Genomic DNA, 14,415 nt, shown 5'->3' on the forward strand with positions numbered 1-14,415 from the left:
TCCTATTAAATCAAGGTTTATTAATACCAAGATTTAGTAGGATTTCTTAATTTCTGAGTTTTTTCCCAGACACTTTTCATTTACTCTTCATCAACAGGATTGACAAAGAGCCCAAAAAATCCATCACCCACTTCAGGTGATAGATTAAGTTTTAATATAAAAGATTGTTATGGATTAATATCATATTATAATGTCTTGCTTAATTCCTTAATGTACTTGCGTAAAGCGTCGCGTGTTTCTGGATGCTTCAAACCATATTGAATGGAAGTTTCAAGATAGCCTTCCTTATTACCAACATCAAAACGTTGACCTTTAAAGACTTGAGCAAATACACGTTGTGTCTTATTCATTGTATCAATGGCGTCAGTTAATTGAACTTCACCACCACGACCTGGCTTTTGGTGTTCCAAAATGTCAAATATCTCAGGTGTTAACAAGTAACGGCCAATAATTGCAAGATCACTCGGAGCCTTATCAACATCTGGCTTTTCTACAAAGCTCTTTACATTGTACAAGTCATCGGCAATCTTACCATCCGGTGCAATTACACCATACTTAGAAACTTCCTTGTGTGGTACTTTCATAACGGCAATAGTTGAAGCATGAGTCTTGTCGTAATCGTTAATTAACTGCTTAGTCAAAGGAACTTTATCCTTCATTAAATCATCGCTAAGCATAATTACAAATGGTTCACCAGCAACGAAACTACGGGCACGATAAACTGCATCCCCTAAACCTGCTGGATGCGGTTGACGTGTGTAGTATAAGTTCACGCCTAAATTCGTAATTCCTTGTGTTAACTTTAACAGTTCTGACTTGCCAGTCTTTTCCAAATCTTGTTCAAGTTCAGGATTTGAATCAAAATGATTTTCAATTGCTTGTTTATTCTTACCAGTAACAATTAAGATATCTTCGATTCCTGAAGCCTTAGCTTCTTCCACGATAAATTGAATCGTTGGCTTGTCAACAATTGGCAACATTTCCTTAGGCAATGCCTTAGTTGCTGGCAAAAATCTAGTGCCTAAACCAGCTGCTGGAATGACTGCTTTTCTTACTTTCATAGTTTCTATACCTTCTCCAAAGATTATAATTAAACATCTATATTTTAAAATATTCTTTAAAATTTTGCTCGTTTTCTGCAGATTTGCAAATTAGAATACCACTGAATTTTATTTTTTATTAGTTTGCATTCCTACACTCAAAGGTATAATAAAAATCCTCAGCTGATTATCAACCAACTAAGGAATAAAAGCTTTATGCGATTTTACTGTCTACTTAACAGGTAATGTATCAAATCCAAGTGCGTGGTAACTTCTTTCTTATTCACATAAAAAGAATCTCCGCCACCATCATGTGCATATAGCTTTGTCATGTACTCCTCCTATGTTGTAATAAATCGTTTTAATGTCATTTTTACCAAAGAATCAAAAAAGCACCCCAAAGGGATGCTTCCTTAAAATCTTACTTATTCAATTCATCAAAGAAACCTTGCTTCTTCAAGATCTCTAAATAGCGGTGAACCGCATCTGTCCACACCGGCAATGGCTTAAAACCATTCTTCACCAGCTTGCTCTTATCTAAACGTGAGTTGAATGGACGAACTGCTTTGGACAAACCATATTCGGCAGTGGTAACTGGCGTTACCTTGGTGTCGTAACCAGCTTGACGGTAGATTTCCTTGGTAAAGTCGTACCAAGAAATGTAGCCGGTCTTAGTGCCATTTTCATCATAACCGCTTTCGGTTGCTGGTAATTCAGAATTGGTTGCGTGGTAATAACCGTACTTGTCAGTTTCGATCATGTCGACGAGCAAGCGAGCTAAGTCAAAGGTGTAAGTTGGCGTACCGATTTGATCATCAACAACCTTAACTTCATCATGGTTAGAACCAACCTTGAGCATAGTCTTGATAAAGTTATGACCGTTAACACCGAATACCCAAGCGATACGCACGATAAAGTATTTGTCTAAAGTATCGGCAACAGCCTTTTCGCCGCCTAACTTAGTTTCACCATAAACGTTCAATGGCTTGTAACCCTTGAAGTCAGGTTCCCATGGCTTAGTGCCTTGACCGTCAAATACATAATCGGTTGAAAGGTAAACCATTGGTACGTCTAACTTCTTGGCAACATTAGCAATGTTTTGCGTACCGCCAACGTTAACCATCCGGACAGCTTCAACCTTGTCATCATCTTCAGCCATATCAACAGCAGTCCAAGCAGCACAGTGAACAATCACATCTGGATTTACTTCAGTGATTACCTTGTCAACTGCATCTGCATCGGTGATGTCTAAAGAAACGTATGGCATCTTGGTAACAGCACTTCCGTCTTCAACGCCACTGTATTCAGGAGCAAGGTCTGAGCCTACACCTTCATAGCCACGCTTCGCCAGTTCATTCATTACGTCATGGCCAAGTTGACCATTAACTCCAGTTACAAAAACTTTCATTAAACTACCTCACTAATTAAAACTTGAAGGTATCTTTCAAACCTTTCCATTCTTGGTCACGTTCTGCCATGTTCAACTTAGTACCATCGTCTAAAGTGTAACCACTAGCATCTGCGCTACCTGGATAGTCACCCTTAAGATGTGGCCATTCAATACCAATTTCAGGATCGTTCCAAGCCATACCACCTTCATCGTTTGGGTGCCAGAAGTCGTTAACCTTGTAGCAGAATTCAGCAACATCACTCAATACAAGAAAGCCATGTGCAAAACCTTGTGGGATCAAGAATTGCTTCTTGTTTTCTGCAGTTAATTCAACACCGTACCACTTGCCGTAGGTCTTTGAGTTACTTCTAAGGTCAACGGCAACATCAAATACGCTACCACGAACGGCACGAACCAACTTAATTTGTGGGTAATGCTTTTGGAAGTGTAAACCACGAAGAACACCCTTAGTTGAACTTGATTGGTTGTCTTGAACGAAGTTAATGCTAAAGCCGGCTTCCATCATGTCTCTTTGGTTAAAAGTTTCCATGAAGTAACCACGATCATCACCGTGAACAGTTGGGGTGATAACTGCTAAACCTTCAATACCGCCGACATTCTTTTCAACTTTAATTTGTCCCATTATAATTTCTCCCTATTAAAAAACTAATAACGTAATTTGCCTTCGGCAACAGACTTCAAGTGTTTTCCATATGGACTCTTGCCGTAATGCTTTGCAGCTTCAAGCAACTTGTCCTTGTCAATCCAGCCGTGAATATAGGCAATTTCTTCAGGAGCTGAGATTGAAACGCCTTGACGTTCCTCAACCATCTTAACGTAGTTGGATGCATCAACTAAACTTTGCATCGTACCAGTATCAAGCCAGGCATAGCCACGGCCAAGAAGTTGAACATCCAAGTTGCCTTCTTGAAGGTACATATCGTTCAAACTGGTAATTTCAACTTCGCCACGTGCACTTGGCTTAACCTGAGCGGCCTTTTCACTAACACCAGCTGGGTAGAAGTACAAGCCAGTAACAGCGTAATTGCTCTTAGGATGTTCTGGCTTTTCTTCGATTGAAATTGCCTTGCCGTTTTTGTCAAAATCAACCACGCCAAAACGTTCTGGATCGTTGACATAATAACCAAAGACCGTTGCTCTGCCATTACGTGCATCATCAGCAGCTTGCTTAAGCAACTGTGTAAAACCATTACCGTAGAAAATGTTGTCGCCCAAAATCATGGCACAAGGTTCGCCGTTGATGAAGTCCTTGCCCAAAGTAAAGGCTTGAGCCAAACCATCTGGACTAGGTTGCACCTTGTATGACAGCTTAATGCCAAATTGTGAGCCATCGCCGAGCAACTTTTCAAAACGTGGCGTGTCTGCTGGCGTAGAAATGATCAAAATATCCTTAATCCCTGCAAGCATCAAGGTTGATAGAGGGTAATAGATCATCGGCTTATCATAGACAGGCAATAATTGCTTACTGGTTACTAAAGTTAATGGATAAAGACGAGTGCCTGAACCACCCGCTAAAATAATGCCCTTCATAAATTTAGTCCTTGTCTAAAACCTTTCTGTTACCATACATTTCTTCGTAGTAGTTTTGGTAGTCGCCAGAGATGATGTTTTCCCACCATTCTTTGTTGTCGAGATACCATTGAATGGTCTTCTTGATACCATCTTTGAACATGGTTTCTGGAAGCCAGCCGAGTTCCTTGTGGATCTTATCTGGATCGATGGCGTAACGACGATCGTGACCCTTACGGTCGGTAACGTGTTCAATTAATGAGTATGGCTTATCCAAGTAATCACAGATGAGCTTAACGATGTCGATGTTATGCATTTCGTTGTGGCCACCGATGTTGTAGATTTCGCCTGGCTTACCCTTTTCCAAAATCAGGTCGATTGCCTTGCAGTGATCTTCAACGTAGAGCCAGTCACGGACGTTTTCACCGTCACCGTAAACTGGAAGTTTTTCGTTGTTCAAAGCTCTTTGAATCATCAATGGAATCAATTTTTCTGGGAATTGATATGGTCCATAGTTGTTAGAACAACGTGAAATAGTTACTGGCAAGCCATAGGTTCTGCCGTACGCACCGACAAGCAAATCGGCACTAGCCTTACTTGATGAGTATGGACTTGAAGTGTGAAGTGGTGTGTCTTCGTGGAAGAAAAGATCTGGACGATCAAGTGGCAAATCACCGTAAACTTCGTCAGTTGATACTTGGTGGAAACGTTTGATGCCGTACTTACGACATGCATCCATCAAGACTGAAGTACCAATAATGTTGGTCTCAAGGAAAATTTCTGGATTTTCGATTGAACGGTCAACGTGGCTTTCTGCAGCGAAGTTAACGACTACATCTGGCTTTTCTTCTTCGAATAACTTGTAAACACCGTCACGGTCGCGGATGTCTAACTTAACGAACTTGAAGTGAGGATTGTCCATCACGCTCTTCAAAGTAGACAAGTTACCTGCGTAAGTTAAACTATCCAAACAAATAATGTCATAATCAGGATGCTTCTTCATCATATAGAAGATGAAGTTAGAACCGATAAAACCGGCTCCCCCAGTAACAATAACCTTCATAGAATTCCTCCGACTTAATACTTAATTCATATCGATTGTACAACCTTACGTTACGTAACTTTCAAGGGCAAAAAGAAAAAACACTCATAAAAAATGAGTGTTTAGGGACCATTGTCCCGCGTAAATTTTCTAAAGAAGCTTTTCTCCCAGTAACTATTATTATGTTACAGATTTAATTAAATCAGGAAAATATCTGCATCCCTCAAAATTTGACATTTATACTCAACCAACTAGAATAAACGATAAGATAAAAACAATTGCTCTTTAGCAATGACTGCTTTATCATGTGCAAAAAGTCTCTCATTACTCTTTAGTAGTGTTGAGACTTTTTTAGTATCATTAGAATACAAATCCAACATAAGTAAAAGAAAGAGAAAAGAAAGAAATACTATTATATCAACGATTCACGCAGTTCATTTTCTCGAATAAAAAGAAAGAGAAAAGAATTGACATTTTATATGATTTGTGCAGCTTAATAGTTAGCTTTCATAATATATATTAGTGATCTGATTATTTTCTAGCAGTGAAAAAGCCGGCATCTTTAGTGATGCTAAAGCCACCACTAACCTTCTGCTCAACATATTGTTTGAATTCTTGGTAGTGGTTGAGCAGGATCTCGTTCTGGTTGCCGTGACAGGACAAGATGTATGAAATAATCGGCGTTGCTTCGGAGATTTCGATGGCATCGTGGTACTTCTTGCAGGTGACGTCACTGAAAAACTTGCTCAAGATCTGCTTGCCGTTGTCTAAGCCGAAGCGTTCGTACAAATTGGTGGATGATAAAACGATGTTGGAATTGAAGCTCTGGACTAGATCCGTGATCTCGCGCATGTGGCGCTTGGAGTATGTGCTGCATACGAGGGAGGCACCAGGCTTGAGCACGCGACGGATCTCGGACAATGCCTTAGAAATGTCATCACAGTAAAACAGCATATGATTGGCAATCACCAAGTCAAAAGTATCATCAGCAAAAGGAATCTTCTGCGCATCAATCACGGCATATTGAAATTCAGGCTTATCACCGATCTCATTCTTGGCATCAGCTAACATTCCTTCAGAGATATCTGACAAAATAATATTCACACCAGCTGGCACCTTATCGATATTCTGTGACCATAACGCACCATTACCTGCACCAAGTTCAAGGACCTTCATTCCTGACTTAAGATGTAAGTTACTAAATAGCCATGGGAACCAGCCTTCCTTATTAACAGAATAATCACGGTGCAGACGAATGCGGGCAGAAATATTCGTAGCGTTCTTATACTGCATACTGAGCGATTGATTCATTGAAGTTAAATGAATTAAGTTAAGCATCTTCGACCAATCAACTTGATTATCGCGATCTAGTGCCTGGCTAGTTGAGTCAATGGCATTCACCACATTCTTCATCTCTTCCAGCCGTTCTTCGGCAAGACGCTTTTGAATCTGGAGTGAATTGCGGAGTAATTGCTTATCCCCTGATCCAATCGTCATTTCACGAATATCGCTGAGGGAAAAACCAAGATATTTTAATAGTAGAATCTGTTGTAACTTGGCAAAATCTTGGTCTGTATACAGCCGTGCACCACCTTTAGTATGCGTTGCTGGCTTTAATAAATTCTTCTGATCATAATAGCGAATTGTGCGAATCGAAACATGCGCTTTCTTCGCAAATTCGCCACTTGTGTAGTATTGGGACATGGTAAAAATCACCTCATCTCAAAAGACTTTTCTTAACTTATTTCCAATTCCACTTTATATCCCAATCGATATTTTGTTTACATTCTAAAAATTTATCTTTTAAATCATCATAATCCGTAAACTGCAATCGAATTAAGACAAGTGGATCCACATCATAACCGGTAAAATCACGCTTTAAACTAGCTGCTATACAAGCAAAATAAACAATTCCCATATAAGTATACTCATCATTATCACCTTCGTGAGTATATACATAATGAGAATAGCTTGACAATATTTTCACTGTTTCATCTGAGCCATACAACGTCGTTTTTTCTTTCAATTCTTTAAAAGCTTTATCGTCATATTTTTTGCTTGCTTCCTCCAAATTAATTAATAAATCTACCCAAGATATATAAATTTTTCTTTGATCTTCACCACCTTGTTGTTTAAAATAAGACTCTATTTGCATTCTTCTTGTACTTGAATTATTAATCTTATCTCTATTAATGCTTAATTTGTTCTTTATCCATAAGAAAGTAACATAGGCTAGTAAAATTAACAAGATGGCACCTGGAGTAACTTTTCCACCTGTTAGCCAGTTTATTATGTTTTCCAGCATTTTTATCCTCCATATAATATTAAATATAAATTATTTATTCTAACTATTAAAAAAGGTGGATAAAAACATAATTATGTTTCTATCCACCTTTACTATATTTTTACAGTATAACACTATTCATGACATAAATTGTTCTATAGTAGAAAAAATCCCATATGATACAAATATGACAATCAGGGCAGCAACATAAAGTATTGATGATTTAATCGTCAACTCATCGCTATTTTGTATAACATTAATCACTATACCTAATAATGTTGAATCTATTACCAACTTAAACAACTCTATGGCTGCTGTAAACTTCATATTTAATAAAAAATTTGGCGTAATTATAAATACTAAGATAATGGAAAGTATCAAACTAATTATTAAAATTATAAAAAAGCGATTTATCTTTTTTTGTCTTCTTATAGTCCTAGCCTTTCTTTTGTTAGGATGTTTAAATTTGATGTTTGTCTTTGAATAATTGTTTTCAATATAAAATAGATCAATCACAAATAATAAATTAATTAACAAATAGGCTACTAAACCATTGTGATCGTCTGCAAAAGAAGCTACAGTTGATAGATCAAAAATTACAATTACCCAAAAAAGCAATTTAATCCAATTATCCCATGTAATTTTATTAATCAATTTTTTTATTTTTCTTTTTTTAAAAAAGCAATTTATAAATTTAATTAATATATCTATTATTTTTCTCTTGAGTATCCAATTTTTTATCAATGAAAAATCAATTTTCATCTTAAACAAAAGAATGCATATTAACGAGATTAAATTAACACCTATAACCACCCAAGCAAACATGTACAGATTTATCTCCTTATTTATATAATCCTACTTCAAAACTATAAATTTTCATTTGTGGATCAATATACAGTACAGCTAATTTATCTTTAGAGATATCGACTTTAAGCTTATCCTCTATTTTTTCCTTGGCTTTATCCAAAATCTCTCCTACACTATTAGATTCTATTGTACTGAATACTTTAGGATCATTAGGATATAACATTCCCGCAAAATTCAGACTATGATGATTATCCGTTTGGCCTGCATCAGTCGAATCATAGCAAATAAGATTCAGTAAATTAAAATCTTCCATAGAATTCAAATTACCTTTTTCCACTAAGGAAACTATATTATTAATATCTTCTACTTTGCATATTCCCAAATAACGGTATATGCCACTGGCCAGTCCTATATTAACCGGAACAATATGCAAGTAAATATCATCGTCTGTCTTGGCATTCCCAGCTTTCACATTCTTGTCTTGCTCAAGAACCAAGTCTTCTTTCCAATTAGCATAAACTTTTAATTCGGATCTATGTTCTTCATTAAACTGTCTTTTTGAATCAATTATTTTCTTATATGCGAATATTAAAGCTCCAAGGGTTCCTAGCCCACTTACCCAATCAGCAACGCTCCCATGATCGTTCCATAATCAATAATTAAACCCCGAGTTACTTCTCATAAGTGCTATTACTGATAAAAAAATTAACCACACTGTAATTATTACTAACGCAATAATTATACTTTTCAACTTATTTCTTTTAATCCAGTCTCTCATTATCTTTACCACACAAAAAACTCCAGTAACCTCTAACATCGAGATTACTGGAGCTAAAACTTAACAACATCTAAATTATATCAGTTTCACATCAACATAAAGATAAGCAAAATCAAAAAGACTCAAAAGTTAGACAACTCTTGAGTCTCGTCTCATTACTCTTCTTACTTAGCCCTATTAAACATAATCATTCCACCATGTTGATAGAAGAGAATCAATTTCTTGCCTCTTTTTACGAAGGAATTATCTTGACCAAATGGACCATGGCCTTTCAATATACCATTAGAATTTGACATTCTTAATACATATTTCTTATGGTTATATCCCATTCCCTTAGGAAGATACCCAACAAACTGCCAAGTAGCTCTTTTAGCAGTTACTCTCATATCCATTGCTGGAATTGCTATCCACTTGTTAATATGCTTCTTTCCATCAGTATATGTTGGCTTGGACTTCCAATGACCACGCATATTCTTAGGAAAACTTATGCTATTTGCTTGAACGGTATTAGTCAAATTAGTTGTTGAATCAATTGCAACAAATGCCAAAAACATAGCAGCAATTAAGCTTAGTACCAAAATTAATTTCTTTGTCTTTTTCATTATACTGTAAGCGTCTAAAAACAAAGTATATTGAAAAGGCAGCCTTGTTCTGATCATCGATTGATCAGCTAAGCTGCCTTTCTTTGTTCTATTCGTGTTTTACATTTTTCCTGAACTTCTTTTGTCCATGGCAAATAAGCCGACAGATGCTCTTGGTCTGTCAGATTCTCTTCATTTGGTAATTTATCCAGCAGATACTCAATGTATTTCTCTGGATCTAGATTGTTTCTCTTGGCTGTTTCAATCAAACTCAAAATAATCGCAGAAGATTGTGCACCTTCGAAACTTTGCGAAAATAACCAATTCTTTCGGCCAATTACCAAAGTCTTGATTGCTTGTTCTGCGAGATTGTTGGATAAAACTAATTTACCATCAAGTAAAACATTCTTGAAAGTATCTTCATGATTAAGTGCGTAAGCAATGGCTCTTCCAAGTTTGGATCCTGGTAAAACCAAAGGCTGATTTGTTCTACACCATTTAAAGAATTCATCAAATAGTGGCTTTAGTTTCTCTTGGCGTTTTTGATGGCGTTCTTCATTAGAAAGGTTTTCCCAAGATTTCTCTAGAGTAAACATCTGATTGCAGTAGTGAACGCCTTGCTTTGATAAGGATTTTCCTTTAGTAGTGGGTGGCACTGCTTCTTTGAACTTTCTTCTAACATGAGCCCAACAACCCACTAGTGTTGCTTCAGGTAATTGTTTGTAGGCTTGCCACATATCGCAGTGCAAATATCCTGAATAATTGCCTAGGAAGTCAGTCGCAACTTGGCTGCTACGATGAGGATCATGATGATAAAAAGTTATTGGTTTCTTCTCTTGTTTACCTGATAAAAAAGTCCAGTAGTAAGTCTTCTGAGTATCGCTCTCAAGGACGCGGTAACTCGTTTCATCGGCGTGAAGGACCGCTTGAGTTAACAATATTTCTTTAAGTAGACTGTAAACAGGCTTGAAGTAATAGTCTGTGACCTTCATATGCCAGTTAATCAAGTCTTGGCGATGGATAGGAAGTCCTAGCTTTTGCCAATCGTTTTCTTGTCTGTAAGCCGGCACCTTCAACTCATATTTTTGATAAATTGTATGAGCAATAATTGACGAAGAGCCGTAACTATGTGCTAGCGCTGCCTTAGGAACAGGAGCTTTAATGATCTTATCTGTTTCACTATTTAAACTGCAATGTTCACACTTATAAGCATGCTGGATGTGATCTAATCTCTTAAGTTGAGCTGGAATAAAGACTAGTTCCTTACGCGCAGGCCATGAACCGATCTCTTTGAGCTTTTCATGACAATCTGAACAATATTGCTCTTTCTCTGATAACTCATGATGAACTTCTTCAGACGGGAAAACTGCCAGAACATCTTGTCTTTTGGCCTTATGCTTGCGGCGCTTATAGGTAATAATGTCTTCTGGGGATTCTTCTCCTGGGAAGATCTCCGTCTTCATCAGTATTTTCTTCTTCAAACAGACTTGTCTGACCGGACATAGCCGTTTGTTCAGATGACTTGCCGTATCTCTTTTGCGTTAAGTACGCTACTTGTTCTCTGAGGAGGGAGCTTTCTTCGGTTAAGTTACGAATAGTTGTAGCTTGTTCTTGGATGATCTTTTCTAATGTTGTTTCTGACATGATGAAATAGCCTCCTCGTTTTTCGATAGTTATAAGAATACGAAAAACTGCACGTAAAATCAATAGAAATTACGTGCAGTTGCTTCACTAATTTTTGGTTCAATTGAGAAGCCCTTCATTAACCAGTCAACTTGCTCGGGGCTAAGTTCTCTAACTTCATCCTGGTTTTTGGGCCAATTCATCTTACCGTTCTCGAATCTTTTATAGAGTAACCAGTATCCTTGACCGTCCCAATACAAAGCTTTGAATCTATCTTGGCTACCGCCACAAAATAAGAATACCTGACCAGAAAAAGGATCAAGATTGAACTTGTCTTTTACCATACTAGCTAAAGTATCGATCCCGCGTCTCATGTCAGTCTTACCGCAAACAATGTAAACCTGACCTAAATCTGATAATTTGATCATGATAGTATCCGATCCACGATATCTTGTAAGACCATTGGATCCAGTGAAGTATAAGCCTTGAATTCAAGATCGTTTCTTTTCAAAGATAAGAGAAGCTGGCTATCTTGAACTGGTTCAATAGGAACAATTTCATGTTTTTCAGTCATAACTAACAACCTCCAAAATAAGTGATGAAGTCAGTATATGACAGAAATTGTAGTTAAGATAGGTACTTGGTTTTTAGACGCTTACGAATCTATACCAGATTCTAGATTTTTAAATCATCTTTGCTTTCTTTAAGATGCTAAGTGCTACTTTATTGTTCAACAATACTAAAATAGCCCCATAGATAATTACCGATAATACTACAGAGAAAACTGTCTTTAATAACATAGATTGCCATCCAATGTTACATAACAAGCAAACGATAACTATTCCTACACAACCAACTATTGATGTAACAAAGTTGTTCAACAACTCTTTAGATCTAAATACATCATTAACTATATCTTTTGAATAATGATAATTCATAATAAACATACACATTTCTGCCAATACGGTAGAAATAGCTGTCGCATTTTCATCCCAAAATGGTATTAATACTATATTAAAAACAATATTTAATACTGCACTAGCAGTCATACTAACTAAAACTTTTTTTTCCCTTTTTGCTGGGATTAAAACACAATCACTTAAAATCCAAGCTAAAATTGAAAAAATATACGCAAAACATAATATTTGTAAAGAACTGATTGCTCTTAAATAGTTAGAACCTGAAATAATTAAAATAACTTCTTTAGCTAACATAAATAAACCTACAGAAGCGGGTAAAGCTAAGACAACCAGTGTATTAGTTAATTTAGCAAGAATATTTTTATATTCTTTTATACTTTTTTTTCCTAACAGTAGGGCTAGACGTGGAATTGTAACAATAAGTAAAGCCGAAATTAACGTTTTTACTAAACTATAAATTTTAGAAGAAACTGAATATATCCCTACTATATAATTATTTTTCATCAATCCTAATAATGTAATATCAGAATTAACATAAATCATATTGGCAATTCCAGCAGCAAACAGAACCAATATGGGAACTATATGCTTCTTCCAATCGAAGCCAAATACAATATGAATATGGCAATATTTCCGAGCATGAATAAAATTCAATACATTTGAACCCACAGAAGAAAAAACAGTAATTGCTGCATAATTCAAATAATCCTGCGGTCCTCTCACGAAAATAAATAATAATATTATTGAAAGGACTTGAAAAACTATACTACGAATAGTTATGTACGTATAATCTTCGTAAATTTGATAAATCCATTCCGTCCCTATTGTAGTGAAAAATATTTGTAAGCTCCAAATTAATATACACCATAAATAATTATGTAACTTTGGAATTAATATTAAACACAAAAACAATAATAAATAAGAAATTAGTGTTGAAAAAATATTTATAGTAAATACTTCACTAGAAAACTGTGTAATCTTTTTCTTATTATCTCTGTATTTTGCTCCTTCTCTAATAGCATAAGTTCCTATTCCTAAAGCAGCAATTAAAAGGAAATAACTAATAACAGAACTTGAAAAATTATAAATTCCTATTCCCTCAACTGTTAATTTCCTAGACACATACGGAAAGGTAATTAATGGAAATAGAATATTAAGAACACTTCTAAGACTATTAAGAAAAGCATTTATGGCTAAAGATTTTTTTCTCATATTAATAAACTTCTCCTACCAAATGTAAAAGATTGTATTAAAAAAGCCATTAATTCATTTATTTTGCATAATTTACATCAATAAATTTTCTAAAATGAATTGTCCATGCTTCCCAACTTGTAGAATCCTCATATATTTTTCTACTTGCATCTGATAATTTCTCAAATTGTCTCTGATTATAAACTTTTTCAATACATTTTCCGAAATCAATTCCTGTTGCATTTAATGGAAGCCTATATCCATTCTGTCTATTAATTACATAATCACTTACCCCACCTGTTTCTGTAGAAAAAATAGGCATACCAAAAGCATTTGCTTCACTAAACACTAATGCTGAACATTCTGCACGTGTTGGAAGAATTAAAGCATTACATTTATAATATAAGTTCAAATATCTTTTATAGTCCTCTAAACTATTCTTATCTATATACCCAACTAATCTGATAAAATTCTTATCTTTCACTTTTTGGGGTAACTGTTTAATACCAACTATATATAACTTAGTTTTTATGCCTATCTTATTTAAATATTCAGCCGCATTAACAGCTATGTCGCCACCCTTTCTATCCCAGTCTTTACCAGAAAATAATAGTTTTAATTCATTATGTTTATAATTTGGAATAGCTGCTCTTTTTATTTTCTTAGGTACATCTGCTCCAAAAGGAAATACATAGGTATTTTTTTTATCTGCACCATAATCACATATAGTTGACTGAGCTGCCCAATGAGATGATCTAAAATTATAAGTTGCATTTTTAATTGCCAATTTTTCGATTCTATTTCCTTCTCGTATAGCCTTAGAAGAGAAATTAAACCAATAATAATTTATCATTTTCTTAAATGTTGCATCCGAATAATATATTATTGGTATATCACAATGCAGACCAGCCACAACCTCTGCCTGACCGGGTATAAATAACAAATCACATTTTTTCATTAATTTTTTATTCACAAAAAGATTATGAGTTGAACTCATTAATTTACTATGAGATGGAGAACCTTTCCCATACTTCATCTTATATATTAATGAAGCCCCTTTAGTCATTCCATTATATAGTAATCGAGGACTAGCACATGGAATCCATTTAACTTCTACTCCTGCATTTTTTATTGCGTGAAATGTATTATAAAAAGTCCCTGACCATGTCATTCTATCCGTATTAGGATCTACTGGGGAAACATAACCTACTTTTATCATATATTCGTTT

At 35.6% G+C, this 14,415-nt stretch carries 16 protein-coding genes; all 16 read right to left on the bottom strand.

Translation table 11 applies throughout. The features are described 5' to 3' along the window. Positions 1 to 185 precede the first annotated feature (185 nt). Entirely contained in the window at positions 186 to 1,061 is an 876-nt protein-coding gene (gene galU / locus BN1206_RS08025) for a UTP--glucose-1-phosphate uridylyltransferase GalU (protein WP_052543209.1), read from the bottom strand. Positions 1,062 to 1,461: 400 nt separating this feature from the next. Further along, positions 1,462 to 2,448 (bottom strand): dTDP-4-dehydrorhamnose reductase, encoded by a 987-nt coding sequence (rfbD, locus tag BN1206_RS08030; protein ID WP_014566142.1) that lies wholly within the window; start codon positions 2,446 to 2,448, stop codon positions 1,462 to 1,464. A gap of 16 nt (positions 2,449 to 2,464) precedes the next feature. Beyond that, on the bottom strand, positions 2,465 to 3,073 hold the full coding sequence (rfbC, locus tag BN1206_RS08035; RefSeq protein ID WP_052543210.1) for a dTDP-4-dehydrorhamnose 3,5-epimerase: 609 nt from the start codon (positions 3,071 to 3,073) through the stop codon (positions 2,465 to 2,467). 23 nt (positions 3,074 to 3,096) lie between these two features. Continuing rightward, complete coding sequence (gene rfbA / locus BN1206_RS08040; protein WP_052543211.1) at positions 3,097 to 3,981, bottom strand: glucose-1-phosphate thymidylyltransferase RfbA; 885 nt, start codon at positions 3,979 to 3,981, stop codon at positions 3,097 to 3,099. Positions 3,982 to 3,985: 4 nt separating this feature from the next. Then, positions 3,986 to 5,023 (bottom strand): dTDP-glucose 4,6-dehydratase, encoded by a 1,038-nt coding sequence (gene rfbB / locus BN1206_RS08045; RefSeq protein WP_052543212.1) that lies wholly within the window; start codon positions 5,021 to 5,023, stop codon positions 3,986 to 3,988. 510 nt (positions 5,024 to 5,533) lie between these two features. Continuing rightward, positions 5,534 to 6,706 (bottom strand): MerR family transcriptional regulator, encoded by a 1,173-nt coding sequence (locus BN1206_RS08050; RefSeq protein ID WP_052543213.1) that lies wholly within the window; start codon positions 6,704 to 6,706, stop codon positions 5,534 to 5,536. A gap of 37 nt (positions 6,707 to 6,743) precedes the next feature. After that, positions 6,744 to 7,307, bottom strand: coding sequence for a hypothetical protein (locus BN1206_RS08055; protein ID WP_052543214.1), 564 nt, complete (start codon positions 7,305 to 7,307; stop codon positions 6,744 to 6,746). A 117-nt stretch (positions 7,308 to 7,424) separates the two neighbouring features. After that, complete coding sequence (locus tag BN1206_RS08060; RefSeq protein ID WP_052543215.1) at positions 7,425 to 8,111, bottom strand: hypothetical protein; 687 nt, start codon at positions 8,109 to 8,111, stop codon at positions 7,425 to 7,427. Positions 8,112 to 8,127: 16 nt separating this feature from the next. Continuing rightward, positions 8,128 to 8,589 (bottom strand): hypothetical protein, encoded by a 462-nt coding sequence (locus tag BN1206_RS08065; RefSeq protein WP_052543216.1) that lies wholly within the window; start codon positions 8,587 to 8,589, stop codon positions 8,128 to 8,130. A 446-nt stretch (positions 8,590 to 9,035) separates the two neighbouring features. Next, positions 9,036 to 9,473, bottom strand: a complete 438-nt coding sequence (locus BN1206_RS08070) for a hypothetical protein (protein WP_156172745.1) — start codon at positions 9,471 to 9,473, stop codon at positions 9,036 to 9,038. Positions 9,474 to 9,541: 68 nt separating this feature from the next. Further along, complete coding sequence (locus BN1206_RS08075) at positions 9,542 to 10,915, bottom strand: IS66-like element short variant transposase (protein WP_013436866.1); 1,374 nt, start codon at positions 10,913 to 10,915, stop codon at positions 9,542 to 9,544. Next, entirely contained in the window at positions 10,860 to 11,096 is a 237-nt protein-coding gene (locus BN1206_RS09650; protein ID WP_082104773.1) for an IS66 family transposase, read from the bottom strand. Before BN1206_RS09650 ends, BN1206_RS08075 begins: the two co-directional genes overlap by 56 nt. Positions 11,097 to 11,155: 59 nt before the next feature. Next, positions 11,156 to 11,503 carry an IS66 family insertion sequence element accessory protein TnpB gene (gene tnpB, locus BN1206_RS08080; protein WP_022087146.1) on the bottom strand — a complete coding sequence of 116 codons (348 nt, stop codon included), beginning with the start codon at positions 11,501 to 11,503 and terminating at the stop codon, positions 11,156 to 11,158. Further along, positions 11,500 to 11,649 (bottom strand): hypothetical protein, encoded by a 150-nt coding sequence (locus tag BN1206_RS09935; protein ID WP_022087145.1) that lies wholly within the window; start codon positions 11,647 to 11,649, stop codon positions 11,500 to 11,502. The genes tnpB and BN1206_RS09935 overlap by 4 nt, the downstream gene beginning before the upstream one ends. A 109-nt stretch (positions 11,650 to 11,758) precedes the next feature. Then, the gene (locus BN1206_RS08085) at positions 11,759 to 13,207 is read right to left on the bottom strand and encodes a flippase (RefSeq protein WP_052543218.1); all 1,449 of its coding nucleotides are present in this window, start codon (positions 13,205 to 13,207) and stop codon (positions 11,759 to 11,761) included. Between the two features lie 58 nt (positions 13,208 to 13,265). Next, complete coding sequence (locus BN1206_RS08090; RefSeq protein WP_052543219.1) at positions 13,266 to 14,405, bottom strand: glycosyltransferase family 4 protein; 1,140 nt, start codon at positions 14,403 to 14,405, stop codon at positions 13,266 to 13,268. Positions 14,406 to 14,415: the final 10 nt, after the last annotated feature.

Source organism: Lactobacillus sp. OTU4228 (genome assembly GCF_001006945.1).
GTDB lineage: Bacteria > Bacillota > Bacilli > Lactobacillales > Lactobacillaceae > Lactobacillus > Lactobacillus amylovorus.

What these genes read in the sequence shown, in the direction of transcription:
- BN1206_RS09650 (WP_082104773.1), bottom strand. Translation starts at nt 11,096, where the DNA reads ATGTCAGAAACAACATTAGAAAAGATCATCCAAGAACAAGCTACAACT.
- rfbC (WP_052543210.1), bottom strand. Translation starts at nt 3,073, where the DNA reads ATGGGACAAATTAAAGTTGAAAAGAATGTCGGCGGTATTGAAGGTTTA.
- BN1206_RS08050 (WP_052543213.1), bottom strand. Translation starts at nt 6,706, where the DNA reads ATGTCCCAATACTACACAAGTGGCGAATTTGCGAAGAAAGCGCATGTT.
- galU (WP_052543209.1), bottom strand. Translation starts at nt 1,061, where the DNA reads ATGAAAGTAAGAAAAGCAGTCATTCCAGCAGCTGGTTTAGGCACTAGA.
- BN1206_RS08085 (WP_052543218.1), bottom strand. Translation starts at nt 13,207, where the DNA reads ATGAGAAAAAAATCTTTAGCCATAAATGCTTTTCTTAATAGTCTTAGA.
- rfbB (WP_052543212.1), bottom strand. Translation starts at nt 5,023, where the DNA reads ATGAAGGTTATTGTTACTGGGGGAGCCGGTTTTATCGGTTCTAACTTC.
- BN1206_RS09935 (WP_022087145.1), bottom strand. Translation starts at nt 11,649, where the DNA reads ATGACTGAAAAACATGAAATTGTTCCTATTGAACCAGTTCAAGATAGC.
- BN1206_RS08055 (WP_052543214.1), bottom strand. Translation starts at nt 7,307, where the DNA reads ATGCTGGAAAACATAATAAACTGGCTAACAGGTGGAAAAGTTACTCCA.
- BN1206_RS08090 (WP_052543219.1), bottom strand. Translation starts at nt 14,405, where the DNA reads ATGATAAAAGTAGGTTATGTTTCCCCAGTAGATCCTAATACGGATAGA.
- BN1206_RS08060 (WP_052543215.1), bottom strand. Translation starts at nt 8,111, where the DNA reads ATGTTTGCTTGGGTGGTTATAGGTGTTAATTTAATCTCGTTAATATGC.
- BN1206_RS08075 (WP_013436866.1), bottom strand. Translation starts at nt 10,915, where the DNA reads ATGAAGACGGAGATCTTCCCAGGAGAAGAATCCCCAGAAGACATTATT.
- BN1206_RS08070 (WP_156172745.1), bottom strand. Translation starts at nt 9,473, where the DNA reads ATGAAAAAGACAAAGAAATTAATTTTGGTACTAAGCTTAATTGCTGCT.
- tnpB (WP_022087146.1), bottom strand. Translation starts at nt 11,503, where the DNA reads ATGATCAAATTATCAGATTTAGGTCAGGTTTACATTGTTTGCGGTAAG.
- rfbA (WP_052543211.1), bottom strand. Translation starts at nt 3,981, where the DNA reads ATGAAGGGCATTATTTTAGCGGGTGGTTCAGGCACTCGTCTTTATCCA.
- rfbD (WP_014566142.1), bottom strand. Translation starts at nt 2,448, where the DNA reads ATGAAAGTTTTTGTAACTGGAGTTAATGGTCAACTTGGCCATGACGTA.